Raw genomic sequence first — 15,943 nt, 5'->3', positions numbered from 1 at the left:
CACCGGAGCAAGCCCCAGCGGCACCACTGGCACCGCGGCGAGCGCCACCGCTCCCCCGAGCAGCGCGGCGGCGAGCGTCGGCGCACCCCGCAGCCCCGGCAGCGCGAGCGCCAGCAGCACCGCGGGGAACACCGCATCCAGACCGAGGACGGACGGATCCGCCACCACGGCGCCGAGCAGCGCCCCGACGAGCGCCCCCAGCGGCCAGGCCGCCAGCACGACCGCGCCGGCCGCCCAGAACAGCACTCGGCGGCGCTCGGGAGTGCGGCCCGAGAGCGCGAAGGCGATCGTCTCGTCGTTCGCGAGGTGCGCCGCGAGGAGTCGCCGCCCGCCGCGGCGGACGATCCCGCCGGCCGCCATCCCGTAGGGCAGCGCTCGGGCGTTCACCAGGAGTGCGGCGAGAGCGGCGGCCAGGGGGGCGCCTCCCGCGGCGACGACGCCGACGAAGAGGATCTCGGCCGACGCCCCGAAGACCGAGACCGCGAGCAGCAGGATCTGCCAGAGCGGGAATCCGGCACCCGTGGCACCCAGGCCGTACGACACTCCGATGACGGCGACCGAGACGCCGATGAGGCCGAGCGAGCGCCCATCGGCTGCCCCGACCGTTCGGAGGATCGAACGAGGGGACGGCATACTGGTCATGCGGGCCAGTGTGACGGCCCCTGCATCGTTCGTCAAGTCGAACGGCCGAGCGATAGGACGAACATGACCGACGGCCCCACCCCCCGCGACCTCGTCGCCTCCTCCCTGCGGCGCGAGCGCGCGAGGCTCGGGCTGAGCATCTCCGAGATCGCGCGCCGGGCCGGCATCGCGAAGTCGACCCTCTCGCAGCTCGAGGCCGGCGAGGGGAACCCGAACCTCGAGACGCTGTGGGCACTCGGCGGTGCGCTGGGCGTGCCCTTCTCGCACCTCGTCGAGCCGCCGCGCCGCACCGTGCAGCTGATCCGCGCGGGCGACGGACCCCGGGTCGCGTCCGCCACCGCGGACTACGCGGCGACCCTCCTGAGCGCCTGCCCGCCCGGGGCGCGCCGCGACCTCTACGTCCTCGCGGCCGAGCCCGGCGCCGCGCGCGACTCCGCTCCGCACGCGCGCGGCACCCTCGAGCACCTCGTGATCACCGCCGGTCGCGCACTCGCGGGCCCGTCGGACGCCCCGGTCGAGCTGCACGTGGGCGACTACCTCGCCTACCCCGGCGACGAGCCCCACGTGTTCGACGCGCTCGAGGCGGGGACCACGGCCGTGCTCGTCTCGGAGCACGTCTGAGTGCTGAGCGGGCGGTGGTGAGCGGACCGCTCAGTCGAACGAGCAGGCCGGGTCGTCCGACAGCGCCCGCTCGATGCGCGCGCGGTGCTCGTCGGACATCGGCGGCAGCGCGTCGAGCGCGAACCAGCCGACCTCGCTCGACTCCTCGTCGGCCACGTGCGCCTCGCCCGACACCCAGCGCGCCCGCACGACGTGGTCGAGGTACTGCGCGCGGTCGCCGTTCGGGTAGGTCATCGGGGGCAGGGTGTGCACCTGCACGAGGCGCTCGACCTCGATCTCGACACCCGCCTCCTCCAGGGCCTCGCGCCGGGCCGTGCCGGCGACCGTCTCGCCCGGGTCGATGACGCCGGTCACCGCGGTCCACGCCCCGGTGTCGGAGCGGCGCACGAGCAGCACCCGGCGCACCGGCTCGCGCGCGTCGAGACCGCCGCGGAGGATCACCGCGGTGACGCCGGTGAGCCAGAGCAGCTCCGTGCCGACGTGCCCGCGCAGCCGCAGGATGAACTCCGGGGTCGCCATCAGCCCGCGAGCGCTCCGGCGTCGAACGGCTCGGGTCGGAAGTCGAACGCCACGACGCCCGCCGTGTCGAGCACCGGTCCGACGAAGCCCTTGAAGGCGTCGTGCGCCGGGTCGAACAGGCCCTCGCCGTCGACCGCCGGGCGGCCGAGGTAGTAGTTGAGATCGCCCTCCGACGCGAAGGTCAGCAGGAACGCGCGGTCGAAGCCCTCGCCCGCGCCCTCGGTGCTGATCTGCGGCCCGGTCTCGATCGAGACGATGTACGGCTCCCCGTCGCGCACGCACTCGTCGGCGAGCGAGAGGAAGCGCGCGGTGACGGCGTCCACCTCCGAGACGAGCGCGGTGGGGCGGAAGCGGAAGAGCACGATGTGGCGGATCGTCCCCGGCCGGTAGCCGCGCGAGACGAAGGTCTCGGGCCCGACCTCGGCGAGCGCCGCCTCGGCCCGCTCAGGGCCGCTGCGCCAGCGCGACCCGATGGTCAGGGCCTCGTCGGGAGGAGTGATGTCCTTCTCGTCCGTCATGCCGACGCCTTCCCGGCGCGAGCGGCACGCCGCCGCTCACGATACCCCTCGACCAGGTTGTAGATGACCGGCAGCACGACCAGGGTCAGCACCGTGGACGAGACGAGTCCGCCGATCACGACGATCGCCAGCGGCTGCGAGATGAAGCCGCCGTGCCCGGTGATGCCGAGGGCCATCGGGAGCAGCGCGAAGATCGTCGCGAGCGCGGTCATCAGGATCGGGCGCAGGCGCCGCTCGGTGCCGTGCAGCAGAGCCTCGCGCACCGGCATGCCCCGCTCGCGGTACTGGTTCACGAGATCGACGAGCACGATCGCGTTCGTCACCACGATGCCGATCAGCATCAGCACGCCGATGAGCGAGGGGACGCCCAGCGGGACGCCCGTGACCACCTGGAGCAGGATCGCCCCGGTCGCCGCGAACGGCACCGACACGAGCAGGAGCAGCGGCTGGAGCAGCGAGCGGAACGTCGCCACCATCACCACGTAGACGATCAGGATCGCGACCAGCAGCGCGATGCCCAGCTGCGAGAAGGCCTCGGTCTGGTCGGCGGTGACGCCGCCCAGCTCGGCCGAGACCCCGGCGGGCAGGTCGGTGCCGTCGATCGCGCTCTGCACCGCGACGTTGGCCGAGGCCAGGTCGTCGCCCTGGGGGGTCACGGTGATCGTGGCCGTGCGCTGACCGCGCTCGGTGGTGATGCTCGCCGGTCCGTTCGTCTGCTCGACGGTCGCCAGGGTCGAGAGGGCGACCGGCCCGGCGAGCGTGGGGACCTCGAGCGCCGAGAGCTCGTCGATCGTCGCCGGCGGCTGCGCGTCGGCCAGGTAGATCGAGAGCGTGCGGTCCTCGATGACGACCGAGCCCGCCTGCGAGGGCTGCAGCGCCTGGCTGACGAGGGTGCCGATCGCGACCTCGCTGAGCCCCGCCTGCGCCGCGGCGGCGCGGTCGACCCGCACCGCGACGTACGGCAGGGAGGAGGAGAGGTTCGACTCGGCCTGGCTGATGCCGTCGGCTCCGCGCAGCGCCTCGAGCAGCGCGTCGTTCGCGCTCTGCAGGTCGGACTGCGACGCGGTCGTCAGGTCGACCTCGATGTCCGAGGAGGCGCCGAAGCCGGAGGAGGCCGAGACGCTGATGTCCTCGGGGTCGGCGATCGCGCCCAGCGCGTCGCGGACCTCGGACTGCACGACCTCCTGGTCGGCGGAGTCGTCGGTGGTGACGGAGTAGCTGATGGAGTCGCCGCCTCCGCCGCCGAACGCGCTCTGCAGGCCGCCGCCGGAGGACCCGATCGAGAGCTGCACGGTCTCGACGCCCTCGACGTCGAGGATCGCCGTGCTCGAGGCCTGCGCGGTGACGTCCTGCGCCTCGAGGCTCTGGCCCACCGGCACCGTCTGGGTCACCGTGAAGGTGTCCTGACCCCTCGCCCCGAGGAAGTTGGTCTTCATCAGCGGGTAGAGCGCTCCGGTGCCGACCAGCACGAGCAGGGAGAGCAGGACCGTGACGACGGAGTGCTTGAGCGTCCAGGCGATGATCGGGCCGTAGACGCGCTGCAGGGCCGAGGCCCTGCGCGGCGCGGCGTGGGCGGCGTGGTGGCCGTGGGGCTGCGCCTGCTGCGGGGCCGCGACCGGCGCGACCGGCGTCTCGCCGGACGCCGTCCGCTCCTCGTCGAGTGCGGCCCGCGCGGCGTCGCGCACGCCCGGCCGCTTCGAGGGCCGGAGGAACCAGTACGCGAGCACCGGCACGATCGTGAGCGCCACGAGCAGCGACGCGAGCAGCGCGATCGTCACGGTCAGCGCGAACGGGCGGAACAGCTCACCGGTGGTGCCGCCGACGAACGAGATCGGCAGGAACACCGCGACGGTCGTGATGGTCGAGGCGGTGATCGCTCCGGAGACCTCTCGGACGGCGCGGACGATGGTGCCCGCCCGCTCCTCCCCCGCGTCGAGGTGCCGCTTGATGTTCTCGATCACGACGATGGAGTCGTCGACGACGCGGCCGATCGCGATGGTCAGCGCGCCCAGGGTGAGGATGTTCAGGGTGTAGCCGGCGGTCTGCAGGCCGATGAAGGTGATCAGGACCGAGGTCGGGATCGAGATCGCGGTGACGAGCGTCGAGCGGACCGACAGCAGGAACACGAGGATCACGAGCACGGCGAAGACGAGGCCCAGGGCGCCCTCCTGCGCGAGCGCCGCGATCGACTCCTGGATGTAGGGGGCCTGGTCGAAGACCGAGGTGAAGGTCGCGCCGTCGCCGAGGGAGTCCTCGAGCTCCGGCAGCAGCGCCGTGACCCCGGTCGAGACGTCGACCGTGTTGGCGGCCGGCAGCTTCGTGATCGAGAGGGTGAGCGCCGGCTGGCCGTTGACGCGCGAGATCGAGGTGACGGGGGCGTCCGTCACGGCGACGGTGGCGACGGAGCCGATGGTCGGGAGGGCGGCGGGGACGGCGGGCGCGGCGCCGGGCACCGCTCCGGCTCCGGGGGCTCCTCCGATGGAGGCGCCCGACGACGGCAGCAGCGGCAGCGACGCGATGTCGTCGGTCGAGCCGAGCTTCTGACCCGACTGCACCGAGAACGTCGAGCCGTCCTGGGTGATCTCGCCGCCCGCCACGAGAACGCCGTTCTGCTGCAGGGCGGTGCGGATGTCGTTCGCGGTCGCTCCGGCGGCGGCGAGCTGCGCGTCGTCGGGAGTGATCGTCACGCGCTGCGCGCTCTCGCCCACCAGTGCGACCTCGCGGACGCCGTCGACCTTCTCGAGGTCGGGGATCACGCTCTCGCGCAGGCGGCTCGCGAGCGCCTTCGCATCGCCGTCGCTCGAGACGGCGAGCTGCAGCACCGGCAGATCGTCGAACGACCCGGTGACGACCTGCGGATCCACGCCCTCGGGCAGGGTGCTCCTGATGCGGTTGATCGCCTGCAGGATCTTCTGCTCGGCGGTCGCCAGGTCGGTGCCGTAGGTGAAGGAGGCCGAGATGAGCGACGAGTTCGTCGAGGAGGTCGCGCTGGTGGTCTCCAGCCCCGGCACCCCCTGGATCGCGGTCTCGATCGGCGTCGAGACGTCGTCGTTGACCACCTCCGGCGCGGCGCCCGGGTAGCTGGACACGACCGCGAGCTGCGGGAACGAGATCGAGGGCGCCAGCTCCTGCTTCAAACCGGTGAGCGCGACGCCTCCGAACACGGCGACGACGACGGTGACGAGGGCGATGAGCGCCCGGTTCTTCATGCTGAGGACCGCGAGGAGATGCACCCCTCGAGTGTTCCATCAGCCGACTGAGTGTTCGTCGTTCCTCAGGATGATGCAGGTGTGCTCCCAGCCGGTGGGAGCGCTCCCCACGGCGCGGCGCCCTCGCACGACAGCCGCGTGCTCACACGACGTCGGCGAGGTAGCCCGTGTCGGCCACCGGGTGCCGCGCCACCTGCGCCCACGCCTCGGCGAGGGCCTGCACCGCTCGGTCCGTCGTCTCGGGCGAGTAGCCGATGGGGATGCGGAGGAACCGCTCGAACGCTCCGTCGATCCCGAACCTCGGGCCCGCCGTGATGAGCAGCCCCGAGGTGCGGGCGGCGAGGGCCAGCTGCGAGCTCGCGGGGCGGCCGAGACCGACCCAGGTCGAGAGCCCGCCCGAGACGCGCGGCACGCTCCACTCCGGGATCGCCCGCGCGAGCGCCGCCTCGAGGTGGTCGCGCCCGGCGCGCAGCTGGGCGCGGCGCAGCTCCAGCACGCCCTCCATCCGCCCGAGCATGTCGGTGACGAGCAGCTGCTCGAGGATCGGGCTGCCGAGATCCCCGGCCGAGCGGGCCGCGACGAGCTTGCGGATGGTGCCGCGGTCGGCGCGGATCCAGCCGATGCGGATGCCGCCCCACAGCGTCTTGCCGACGGAGCCGATCGAGATCACCGTGCCCTCCGGCCCGTACGCGGCGAACGGCAGCGGCGACATGCGGCGGTCGATGTCGAGCTCGGCGGTCGTCTCGTCGGCGATGATCACCGTGCCCTGCCGAGCGGCGGCGGCGATCGCGCGCTCGCGCAGCTCCGGAGCCATGGACCGGCCGGTCGGGTTGTGGAAGTCGGGCATGAGGTAGGCGAGCGTCGGGCTGGTGCCGCGCAGCGCGGCGATCAGCCCCTCGTCGTCCCAGCCGTCGGCGCCGTCGACGTTGACCGGGACCAGCCGGGCGCCGGCGAGCCGGAGCGCCTCGTACGCGTGCGGGTAGGTCGGCGCCTCGATCAGCGCGCGGTCGCCCCGCGAGAGGAGCGTGCGCGCGACCAGGGCGATCGCGTGCTGCGCCCCGATGGTCACCATGATCTGGCCGGGCTCCGTCCGCAGGCCCCGCTTCGTGTAGCGCTCGGCGATCGCGCGGCGCAGCGACGGCAGCCCCACGGTGTCGTAGGAGCCCTCGTCGAAGTGCTCGGGCACGAGACGGGCGGCACGGGCGTAGGCCTCGCCGAGCTCGGGGACCGCCGGCAGCGCCGCCTTCGTGAAGTCGAGGAAGTCGGGTGCGAGAGTCGGCACCGCGTGGACCGCCGCTCCGGGGAGGCGGGTCACGCTGCCGGAGCCGCGCACGCTCACCAGGTAGCCGCTCTCGCGCAGCTCGCGGTAGGCGGCCGCGACCGTGGTGCGGCTCACGCCCAGGCGGGCCGAGAGCTCGCGCTCGGCGGGGAGGCGGCTGTCGGTCGGGATCCGGCCGTCGATGCCGAGCAGGCGGATGCGGTCGGCGAGGGCCAGATACGCGGGGCGCGTGCCGCGCTGCTCCCGCCAGTCGCCGAGGAGGGTCTGCAGGGCGCGCACGCCGAAGTGGACATCAGCCATGCGTCCAAGGTAGCCGGATTGGACCGCGCGCGGAAGGCCAATGCTGCGGTGGGATGGCCACCGTGACCGTACCGCCCGTCTCCGCCGCCCTCTCCGCTCCCGCGTCCCTCGATGCTCCCGCGCCACTGAGCCAGTGGCGTGTCCGCGCGGTCCCGCGCCTCCTCTCGGGGCTCCTCCTCTACGGGATCGCCGACGCGATGATGATCCGGGCGTCGCTCGGCGTGGATCCGTGGACCGTCTTCGCGCAGGGCCTCTCGCGCCAGACCGGACTGGGAATCGGACTGCTCACCAACGTGATCGGCCTGCTGGTGCTGCTGCTGTGGATCCCGCTGCGGCAGCGTCCCGGGCTGGGCACGGTGCTGAACGTGCTGACCGTGGGCCCGGCCATCGAGCTCGGGATGTGGCTCATCCCGACGCCCGCGACGCTGTGGGGGCAGATCCTGCTCTTCACCGCCGGACTCGTGCTGCTCGCGGTCGCCAGCGGGATCTACATCGGCGCGCACCTCGGCCCCGGTCCGCGCGACGGGCTCATGACGGGGCTGCATCGCCGAACGGGGCTGCCGATCTGGGTGGGCCGCTCGGGAGTCGAGGCGACGGTGCTGCTGATCGGCTGGGCGCTGGGCGGGAACGTGGGGTTCGGCACCCTCGCCTTCGCGGTGCTGATCGGCCCGCTCTGCACGGTGACGCTGCCGCTGCTCGGCGTGGGGCGGCGCGCGCACTGACGTTCCCCCCGGTGATCGCGGAGCCCGCGCCGCGGACCCGGTCCTGCTGATCGAGTAGCCCGTGAAGCGGACCCGGTCCCGCTGATCGACCAGCCCGCGCAGCGGACTCGGTCCCGCTGATCGAGTAGCCCGCGAAGCGGGCGTATCGAGATCCACCACCGCCGAGCCGCTGACCGGACGCGCAACCGCCCCGCTCCAGGAACCCAGGGGGTCGGTTCCTCGAGCGGGGCGGTCGTCGTGGGGCGGGCGGTGCCTAGCGCTTGCCGGCGAGCTGGGCGCGCTCCGAGGCGTCGATCGACGCGATGCCCTCGGTGATCGAGGTGCCGGAGGCGGCCGGGGCGTCGTGGTCGTCGGCGCCGAGGGTGGCCTCGTCGAACGGCGCGCGGCCGGCGAGGACCTCGCGGACCTGCGTGGTGTCGACCTGCTTGGTCCAGGTGCCGACGAGCAGGGTGGCGACCGCGTTGCCGGTGAAGTTGGTGACCGCGCGGGCCTCCGACATGAACCGGTCGATGCCGACGATGACTCCGACGCCGTCGACCAGGTCGGGGCGGAAGGACTGCAGGCCGCCGGCGAGGGTGGCGAGGCCGGCGCCGGTGACGCCCGCCGCTCCCTTCGACGCGATCATCATGAAGAGGAGGAGCCCGATCTGCTCCGAGATCGACATGGGCGAGCCGGTGGCCGAGGCGATGAAGAGCGACGCCATGGTCAGGTAGATCGCGGTGCCGTCGAGGTTGAAGGAGTAGCCGGTCGGGACCGTGATGCCGACGACGGGCTTGGAGACTCCGAGGTGCTCCATCTTGGCGATCAGGCGGGGCAGGGCGGCCTCGGAGGAGGAGGTGCCGACGATCAGGAGGTACTCGCGGCCGAGGTACTTCATCAGCGAGAAGATGTTGACGCCGGTGACCAGGCGCAGCAGCAGGCCCAGGATCACGATCACGAAGATCGCGCAGGTGACGTAGAAGCCGATCATCAGGGTGGCGAGGGCGACGACCGCTCCCCAGCCGGTCTTGCCGACGACCGCGGCGATCGCCCCGAAGGCGCCGATGGGGGCGACCCAGAGCACCATCGAGAGGATGCGGAACACGAGCACCTGGAGCTGCTTGATCGCTCCGAGGATCGGCTGGCCCTTCGCTCCCATCTTCTGCAGCGCGAAGCCGACGAGGAGGGCGACGAAGAGGGTCTGCAGGATGCTGCCGTCGACCAGCGACGAGAAGAGCGAGACGGGGATGATGCCGAGGACGAACTCCGACGTGGTCTCGGCCTTCAGGTCGGTCGTGTCGTAGGTGGCGCCCGAGATGTCGAGCCCCTCGCCCGGGTGCAGGATGTTGCCGACGACCAGGCCGATGGCCAGCGCGAAGGTCGACATCACGATGAAGTAGCCCAGCGCCAGTCCGCCGACCTTGCCGACCGTGGCGGCCTTGGCGATCGAGCCGATGCCGATCACGATCGTGCAGAAGATGATCGGCGCGATCATCATCTTGATCAGGCCGACGAAGGCCTTGCCGACGGGCTCGAGCGTCGCGGCGAACGTGGGGGCGACGAGGCCGACGATGATGCCGGCGACGACCGCGATGATCACGGCGATGTACAGCCAGTGGTTGCGGTCGATCCGCCTGCGGGTCTTCGGAGGGGCGACCGAGGGGCTGAGCCTGTCGGTGCCGGGCCGGTCGGTGCCGGGCCGGTCGGAGGGGCGTCCGGGCGTCTTCGCCATGAGCGTGTCCTGTCTCTTCGTCGAGGGGAGGGTCGTGCGGTGTCCGTGAGGTGGGGGGCCGGTGCGGTGAGCGCTCCGGGACGTTCCGATGGTGGCCCCGCCGGAGTCCGGGGCCGCGGTTGCGTTCATACTGTTCACGCGGATCGACGCGACCACGCGGATCGGTCCGGACGCCGCGAGACGTGACGAGGAGGTCGCGATGCCCCGAGAGCGCGCTCCGCGCCTGCGCAGCGACCGCGGACCCCGCGGCAGCATCGCCGCCCGGCTCTTCGCGGTGCAGCTGCTGTGCATCCTGCTGATCGCCGCGGCCGCGGTCGCGGTCCTCGCCGTCGACGCGCGCGGTCGTGCCGGAGCGGACGCCGCTGAGCGCAGCCTCGTGGTGGCGCGCACCGTCGCCGACAACCCGTTCGTCGTCGACGCGACGCAGGAGCCGGATCCGTCGCGCTCGCTCCAGCCGTACGCCGAGGCGATCATGGCCGACACGGGCGTCGACTTCCTCACGATCATGAACCCCGACCGCACCCGCTACACGCACCGCGACCGCGAGCGGATCGGGCAGCCGTTCATCGGCACCATCTCCCCCGCGCTCGAGGGCCGCACCTTCACCGAGACCTACACCGGCACGCTCGGGCCGTCCGTGCGCGCGGTCGCGCCGATCCTCGACGGCGGCGGCGAGGTGGTGGCGCTGGTCTCGGCGGGAGTCACGCTGCAGGCCGTGGACGCCTCGTTCGGCAACCGCGTGCAGGTCGTGGCGTGGGGCGCACTCGGTGCGGTCCTGCTGGGCGGGCTCGGCTCCTGGCTCCTGGCCCGCTACCTCCGGCGCGTCACGGGGGGCCGCGGACCGGAGCAGATGAGCCAGGTCTTCGCCTACTACGAGTCGGTGCTGCACTCGGTGCGGGAGGGCCTGCTGCTGGTCGACGACCGCGGGCGCCTGGTGCTCGCCAACGACCACGCGCTCGAGCTGCTGGGCCTGGAGGGCGTCCGCACCCCCGTGCCGATCGCCGACCTCGACATCCCGGAGGCGCTGCGCGAGCTGCTGCGCTCGGACGAGCCGGTCACCGACCGCCTCGTCGTCGCGCGCGAGCGGATCCTCGTGGTCACGGAGCAGCCGGCCGCCTCCCCCGGCGCGCGGCCGCTGGGAACCGTGACGACCCTCCGCGACCGCACCGAGCTGCAGCGGATGACCGGCGAACTGGAGTCGATGCGCACCCTCTCGGACGCACTGCGCTCGCAGACCCACGAGTTCTCGAACCGCCTGCACACCATCGCGTCGCTCATCGAGCTGGGCCGCCCGGAGCAGGCCCTGTCGTTCGCGGCCGGCGAGCTCACCCTCAGCCAGCGCCTCGCCGACCGCCTGATCACCTCGGTGCAGGAGCCGGTCATCGCGGCGCTCCTGCTCGGCAAGACGGCGCAGGCGCGCGAGCGCGGCGTCGAGCTGCACCTCGAGACCCACCTCGAGCCGGGCACGCAGGGCTTCGAGCCGGGCGACCTCGTGACGCTGCTGGGCAACCTGATCGACAACGCGCTCGACGCGGCCGCGGCTCCCGACGCCGCCGCCCCGCCGTGGGTCGAGGTGTACCTGGGGCACGCCGAAGGCTCGGGCGGGGAGCAGGAGCTCGTGATCCAGGTGTCCGACAGCGGTCCCGGTGTCGAGGAGACGGCGGACGTGTTCGCGCGCGGCTACTCGACGAAGGAGCCGGACGAGTTCGGGCGCGGCATCGGGCTCGCCCTCGTGCAGCAGGTCGTGCAGCGCCTCGGCGGCACGATCGAGGTGTCGCGGCACGTCGGAGCCGTCTTCACGGTGCAGCTGCCGCTGCCCGCGCGCGTGGCGGAGGCGGCACGGTGACCGGCACCGACCCGATCCGGGTGCTCGTCGTCGAGGACGAGCCGCTCACCGCGAGCGCGCACGCCGACTACGTCCGCCGGGTCGAGGGCTTCGAGGTGGCGGCGGTCGCCGGCACCGGGGCCGAGGCGATCCGCGCGCTGCGGGCCGACTCCGGCATCGCGCTGATCCTGCTCGACATGAACCTGCCCGACATGGGCGGTCTCGACCTCTGCCGCGCCGTCCGCGCGGCCGGGCTCGACGTCGACGTGATCGCGATCACGGCCGTGCGCGACGCGGCCGTGGTGCGCGCCTCCGTCGCCGCCGGCATCGTGCAGTACCTGATCAAGCCGTTCGTCTTCAGCACGTTCGCCGCGAAGCTCGCCAGCTACCGCTCCTACCGCGGGCAGCTGCACGGCTCGGCCGTCGCCAGCCAGCACGAGGTCGACGGCGCGTTCGCGGCGCTGCGGACCTCGAACGCGCCGGGCCTGGCCAAGGGCCTCTCGGCCCAGACCCTCGAGTCGGTCACCGCCCTGCTCGGCGAGATCGGCCTCTCGGCGGCCGAGCTGGCGACCCGGCTCGACGTCTCGCGGGTCACGGCGCGCCGCTACCTCGAGCACCTCGCCGACACCGGAGTCGCGGAGCGCGCTCCCCGCTACGGCTCGCCGGGGCGGCCGGAGCTGGAGTACCGGCGGCGCTAGGCGGCGTGCTCGCGCAGCGCCCGGGCGATCTCCTCCTCGATCAGGTCGTGGTTGATCGCGGCGCCGACCCGCAGGCCGTCGGCGGCCGCCGCCATCACCTGCGACATCGGCTCGACGAGCGAGCCGGCGGCGAAGACGCGGGCGACTCCGGTGCGGCCCATCGGGTCGGCCGCGAGGTGGCGCGCGACGCCCGAGGGGTGGTCGACGAGCTCGAGGCCGAGATCGGACGGCAGGCGGCCGGCGACGTCCGGAGCGACGACGACGGCGTCGAGCGGCAGGAGGCGTCCGTCGACCACGGCGCCGACGAGACGGTCGTCCTCGATCCGGAGCTCCTGGACCGCGCCCGCGACGAGGTCGATGCCGCGGGCCGCGAGACGGAGCGCCTCCTCCCCCGCGGGCGCCTCCTTGCCGTTCAGCAGGATCGAGACGTGCGGGCTGAGCTGGCGGAACATCTGCGCCTGGTGCGGGGCGAAGGAGCTGCCCAGCACCGCGATCCTCCGGCCGCGCACCTCGAAGCCGTGGCAGTACGGGCAGTGCAGCACGTCGCGGCCCCAGCGCGGGGCGAGGCCCGGGATGTCCGGGAGCCGGTCGGCGACTCCGCTCGCGAGCAGGAGCCGCCGGGCGTGCAGCACGGTGCCGTCGGCGAGGATCGCCGAGACGCCGTCGTCGGTGCTCGAGGCGCTGACGACCTCGCCGGTGACGACGCGGGCGCCGTAGCCTTCGGCTTCCGCGCGGGCGAGCCGGGCGATCTCGAGGGGCGACGTGCCGTCACGGGTGAGGACGTTGTGCGCCCCGGGCGAGGGCGAGTTGCGGGGAGGGCCGCCGTCGACGACGAGGACGTCGCGCAGGCTGCGGCCCAGGGCGGTCGCGGCGGCGAGGCCCGCGAAGGAGGCGCCGATGATCAGGACGTCGGCGGGGCGGTGGCGGGCGGAGGGGGCGTCGGTGTGCGTCATGCTCCGAGAGTGCGCCCTCCTCGGCTCCGAGGCCGGGATCCGTGCCGTTCCGGCAAGACCGGCGGACGTCTCTGCCAGGATCTGTCGCATGACCGATCCGAGCGAGAGCACCCCGCCGTCCGACGAGGAGGTGCTGGCCGCCGTCGGCCCACGCCTGCGTCGGCTCCGCGTGCGGCGCGACCGCACCCTCGCGTCCCTGTCGGCCGAGACGGGCATCTCGTCGAGCACGCTCTCGCGCCTCGAGAGCGGTGGCCGGCGCGCGACGCTCGAGCTGCTGCTGCCGATCGCGCGCGCCCTCGGCGCCCCGCTCGACGAGCTGGTGGGAGCGGCAGCCGAGGATCCCCGCGTGCACGGGCGGCCGATGCGGCGGCACGGCATGATCATCCAGCCGCTCAGTCGCGACGCGGGCGGGCTCCAGGCCTTCAAGCACACGATCCCGGGCGGGCCGATGCTGCTGCCGGTCGACGACCTCGACCAGCGCACGCACGAGGGGTTCGAATGGCTCTACGTGCTGAGCGGGCGGCTCCGGCTGCGGCTCGGCGAGCACGACCTGGTGCTGCCCCCGGGCGAGGCCGCCGAGTTCGACACCCGCGTGCCGCACTGGTTCGGCCGCGCCGACGAGAAGCCGGTCGAGTTCCTGTCGCTGTTCGGGCGCCAGGGCGAGCGGATGCACGTGCGGGCGTCGACACGGCGCGGAGCCGTGAGCGCTGAGGCCTGAGGCCTGCTACTCCGTCGCGAGCACCTCGTGCACGAAGCCCGCGGACCTCGCCCGCAGCGTCTCGATCCGCTCGGCCCTCGCGGCCTCGACGTCGAAGCCGACGTAGGCGATCGGCGGACGCGCCCGGACGTTCGCCGAGCACTGGAAGTCGGAGCAGACGAGCGTGCCGAGCGCGTCGCCCGCCCGCCCCGCGGCGCCGGCCTTCCGGGCGCCGAAGAAGACGACGTCGTTCGGCAGACGGGTGTCGCGGCACCACGAGCACTGCGCCCGCGAGCGGGGCAGCGCGTCGGCCTGCTTGAGCAGGACGCCGACGACGCGGCCGTCCAGCGGCACGACCGCGTACGCGCGGCGCCCGATCTTCTTGTCGCGCCAGCCGAGCAGATCGATCGAGTCCCAGTCGAGGGAGTCGAAGCGGACCGGCAGCGAGAGGTCCGCGACCTCCTTGCGCGAGGCGTTCACGAAGGAGGCGCGCACCGCGTCCTCGGTCAGAGGGAGCATTGCAGCACCCTAGCCGAGGTGCGCCACGGCCTCCTGCGGAGTCTGCGCGAGGAACTCCCCGCACCACCACCCCGGCCGACCGGCCCGACCCAGGTGCGCCACTACCTCCTACGGAGTCTGCGCGAGGAACTCCCCGCACCACCCACCCCGGCCGACCGGCTAGCCCAGGTGCGCCACGGCCTCCTGCGGAGCCTGCGCGAGGAACTCCTCCTTCTTCACCCGGATCATCGTGGCCGCGACGACCGCCGCGATCACGAGTCCGATGGCCGCGGTGAGGAAGACCGCGGAGTAGCCGTCGACGAAGGCGGCGGGCGAGGGCGCGGAGCCGACGGCGCCGGCGTAGATCGTCGTGAAGATCGAGAGGCCCACCGAGCCGCCGATCTGCATGGCGGCGTTCGCGGTCGCTCCGGCGGCACCGGCGTCGTGGGCGGCGACTCCGGTGAGGGCGAGGTTCTGCACGGGCACGAAGATCATGGCCATGCCGACGCCGAGCACGATCAGCGCGGGCAGCACCTGCACGAGGTACGCGCCGTCGGCCGTGATGCGGCTGAGGTAGAGGAGTCCGACGGCGGCGATGATCGGCCCGGCGATCATCAGCAGGCGGGGCCCGACGACCGGGAGCAGACGGGTCGCGACGCCGGCGACGACCATGATCGTCAGGGTCATCGGGAGGCTCGCGAGACCTGCCTCGAGCGGCGGGAGGCCCAGGACGATCTGCAGGTGCAGCGTCAGGTAGAGGGTGGAGCCGATCATGACGCTGCCGACGATGGCCTGGATGAGGAACGCGCCTCCGCGGACCCGGTCGGCGACGATGCGCAGCGGCAGCGAGGGGTGGTCGGAGCGCGCCTGGATGCGGACGAAGAGCACGAGCAGCAGCACGCCGACGACCAGGAAGCCGATCGTGTCGACGCGGAGCCAGCCCTGCTCGGCCAGCGTGAAGCCGTAGACCACGGCGCAGAGGCCGAGGGCGACGACGATCGTGCCCGCGATGTCGAAGCGGTTGCGGCCCTCGGCGCGGCTCTCGGTGACGAGCAGGGCTCCGGCGACGACGCCCACGACGACGAACGGCACGTTGACCAGGAGGCACCAGCGCCAGTCGGCGAACTCCGTGAGCAGGCCTCCGAGCACGAGGCCGACGGCGGCACCGGCACCGGCGACCGCGCCGAAGACGGCGAAGGCGGTGCTCCGCTCGCGCCCGCTCGGGAATGTGACGGTGAGCAGGGCGAGGGCGGCGGGTGCCAGGAGCGCGGCGAACGCGCCCTGCAGGCCGCGGGCCGCGATCAGCTCGGTGCCGGAGGAGGCGAGACCGCCCCACGCGGAGGCCGCGCCGAAGCCCACCATGCCGATGAGGTAGGTGCGCTTGCGGCCGGTGTAGTCGGCGATGCGGCCGCCGAGCAGCAGCAGGGCGCCGAAAGCCAGTGCGTACGCGGTGACGACCCACTGGCGCTCCACGTCCGAGAGCCCGAGGTCGCGCTGGGCCTCGGGGAGCGCGATGTTGACGATGGTGCCGTCGAGGACGACGACGAGCTGTGTGAGCGCGAGGATGACGAGGACCCACCAGCGGCGGGAGGGCGGCGGGGTGGTCGACGGCGCCGGAGCGGCGGACGGGGCGTGCGAGGTCAAGAGAGCCTTTCGGACGGGGCAGGAGCGGGACCGGCGGGTCCGGATCCGGGCCGCGTCGTCGGGGCCGAACCACCCCAACTGGTTGGTTGGGCACGGACGAGTGTAAC

Annotated in this window: 14 protein-coding genes; 5 read left to right on the top strand and 9 right to left on the bottom strand. The window is 73.2% G+C overall.

Translation table 11 applies throughout. The annotated features are described in order from the left end of the window. Positions 1-642: AzlC family ABC transporter permease (locus NB037_RS07600; protein ID WP_251944764.1), on the bottom strand; the 642-nt coding region annotated here is incomplete at its 3' end. 63 nt (positions 643-705) lie between these two features. Between NB037_RS07600 and NB037_RS07595 the strand changes: the two genes are divergently transcribed. Further along, a complete protein-coding gene (locus tag NB037_RS07595) occupies positions 706-1,263 on the top strand; it encodes a helix-turn-helix domain-containing protein (RefSeq protein ID WP_251944762.1) in 558 nt (185 codons plus the stop codon). Positions 1,264-1,293: 30 nt separating this feature from the next. Here NB037_RS07595 and NB037_RS07590 read toward each other — a convergent pair whose 3' ends face one another. The 4 genes from NB037_RS07590 to yczR form a co-directional block, all read right to left on the bottom strand. Next, a complete protein-coding gene (locus NB037_RS07590) occupies positions 1,294-1,782 on the bottom strand; it encodes an NUDIX hydrolase (RefSeq protein ID WP_251944760.1) in 489 nt (162 codons plus the stop codon). After that, positions 1,782-2,300, bottom strand: coding sequence for a Dabb family protein (locus NB037_RS07585; protein WP_251944758.1), 519 nt, complete (start codon positions 2,298-2,300; stop codon positions 1,782-1,784). The genes NB037_RS07590 and NB037_RS07585 overlap by 1 nt, the downstream gene beginning before the upstream one ends. Continuing rightward, entirely contained in the window at positions 2,297-5,533 is a 3,237-nt protein-coding gene (locus NB037_RS07580) for an efflux RND transporter permease subunit (protein ID WP_251944755.1), read from the bottom strand. Before NB037_RS07580 ends, NB037_RS07585 begins: the two co-directional genes overlap by 4 nt. 118 nt (positions 5,534-5,651) lie before the next feature. Continuing rightward, positions 5,652-7,088, bottom strand: a complete 1,437-nt coding sequence (gene yczR, locus NB037_RS07575) for a MocR-like transcription factor YczR (protein ID WP_251944753.1) — start codon at positions 7,086-7,088, stop codon at positions 5,652-5,654. A gap of 125 nt (positions 7,089-7,213) precedes the next feature. Here yczR and yczE point away from each other — a divergent pair, with 125 nt between their 5' ends. Further along, positions 7,214-7,810: a membrane protein YczE gene (gene yczE, locus NB037_RS07570; RefSeq protein ID WP_443722661.1), complete on the top strand. Its 597-nt coding sequence runs from the start codon at positions 7,214-7,216 to the stop codon at positions 7,808-7,810. 253 nt (positions 7,811-8,063) lie between these two features. Here the strand turns inward: yczE and NB037_RS07565 are convergent, their stop codons facing one another. Then, positions 8,064-9,521 (bottom strand): cation:dicarboxylate symporter family transporter, encoded by a 1,458-nt coding sequence (locus NB037_RS07565; RefSeq protein WP_251944751.1) that lies wholly within the window; start codon positions 9,519-9,521, stop codon positions 8,064-8,066. A 199-nt stretch (positions 9,522-9,720) separates the two neighbouring features. On the opposite strand from NB037_RS07565, the gene NB037_RS07560 reads away from it, so the two are divergent. Both NB037_RS07560 and NB037_RS07555 read left to right on the top strand, forming a co-directional pair. Beyond that, positions 9,721-11,367, top strand: a complete 1,647-nt coding sequence (locus tag NB037_RS07560; RefSeq protein ID WP_251944749.1) for a sensor histidine kinase — start codon at positions 9,721-9,723, stop codon at positions 11,365-11,367. After that, entirely contained in the window at positions 11,364-12,044 is a 681-nt protein-coding gene (locus tag NB037_RS07555; protein WP_251944747.1) for a response regulator, read from the top strand. The genes NB037_RS07560 and NB037_RS07555 overlap by 4 nt, the downstream gene beginning before the upstream one ends. Here NB037_RS07555 and NB037_RS07550 read toward each other — a convergent pair. Beyond that, positions 12,041-12,997, bottom strand: a complete 957-nt coding sequence (locus tag NB037_RS07550; RefSeq protein WP_251944745.1) for an NAD(P)/FAD-dependent oxidoreductase — start codon at positions 12,995-12,997, stop codon at positions 12,041-12,043. The genes NB037_RS07555 and NB037_RS07550 overlap by 4 nt on opposite strands. Before the next feature lie 88 nt (positions 12,998-13,085). Here NB037_RS07550 and NB037_RS07545 point away from each other — a divergent pair, with 88 nt between their 5' ends. Further along, on the top strand, positions 13,086-13,715 hold the full coding sequence (locus tag NB037_RS07545) for a helix-turn-helix domain-containing protein (RefSeq protein WP_251944743.1): 630 nt from the start codon (positions 13,086-13,088) through the stop codon (positions 13,713-13,715). A gap of 6 nt (positions 13,716-13,721) precedes the next feature. Here NB037_RS07545 and NB037_RS07540 read toward each other — a convergent pair whose 3' ends face one another. Continuing rightward, positions 13,722-14,213, bottom strand: a complete 492-nt coding sequence (locus NB037_RS07540; RefSeq protein ID WP_251944742.1) for an FBP domain-containing protein — start codon at positions 14,211-14,213, stop codon at positions 13,722-13,724. Between the two features lie 159 nt (positions 14,214-14,372). Next, on the bottom strand, positions 14,373-15,836 hold the full coding sequence (locus NB037_RS07535; RefSeq protein WP_251944741.1) for an MFS transporter: 1,464 nt from the start codon (positions 15,834-15,836) through the stop codon (positions 14,373-14,375). Between the last annotated feature and the right edge of the window lie 107 nt (positions 15,837-15,943).

Origin of the sequence: Rathayibacter rubneri (assembly GCF_023743255.1) — a bacterium.
Taxonomy (GTDB): domain Bacteria; phylum Actinomycetota; class Actinomycetes; order Actinomycetales; family Microbacteriaceae; genus Rathayibacter; species Rathayibacter rubneri.
The sequence above is the reverse complement of the archived record's forward strand: the minus strand, read 5'-3'. Positions and strand labels throughout refer to the sequence as shown.

Excerpts from the sequence above, each read along its gene's own strand:
- NB037_RS07595 (WP_251944762.1), top strand. The coding sequence starts at position 706 with ATGACCGACGGCCCCACCCCCCGCGACCTCGTCGCCTCCTCCCTGCGG.
- NB037_RS07590 (WP_251944760.1), bottom strand. The coding sequence starts at position 1,782 with ATGGCGACCCCGGAGTTCATCCTGCGGCTGCGCGGGCACGTCGGCACG.
- NB037_RS07585 (WP_251944758.1), bottom strand. The coding sequence starts at position 2,300 with ATGACGGACGAGAAGGACATCACTCCTCCCGACGAGGCCCTGACCATC.
- yczR (WP_251944753.1), bottom strand. The coding sequence starts at position 7,088 with ATGGCTGATGTCCACTTCGGCGTGCGCGCCCTGCAGACCCTCCTCGGC.
- NB037_RS07565 (WP_251944751.1), bottom strand. The coding sequence starts at position 9,521 with ATGGCGAAGACGCCCGGACGCCCCTCCGACCGGCCCGGCACCGACCGG.
- NB037_RS07560 (WP_251944749.1), top strand. The coding sequence starts at position 9,721 with ATGCCCCGAGAGCGCGCTCCGCGCCTGCGCAGCGACCGCGGACCCCGC.
- NB037_RS07550 (WP_251944745.1), bottom strand. The coding sequence starts at position 12,997 with ATGACGCACACCGACGCCCCCTCCGCCCGCCACCGCCCCGCCGACGTC.
- NB037_RS07545 (WP_251944743.1), top strand. The coding sequence starts at position 13,086 with ATGACCGATCCGAGCGAGAGCACCCCGCCGTCCGACGAGGAGGTGCTG.
- NB037_RS07540 (WP_251944742.1), bottom strand. The coding sequence starts at position 14,213 with ATGCTCCCTCTGACCGAGGACGCGGTGCGCGCCTCCTTCGTGAACGCC.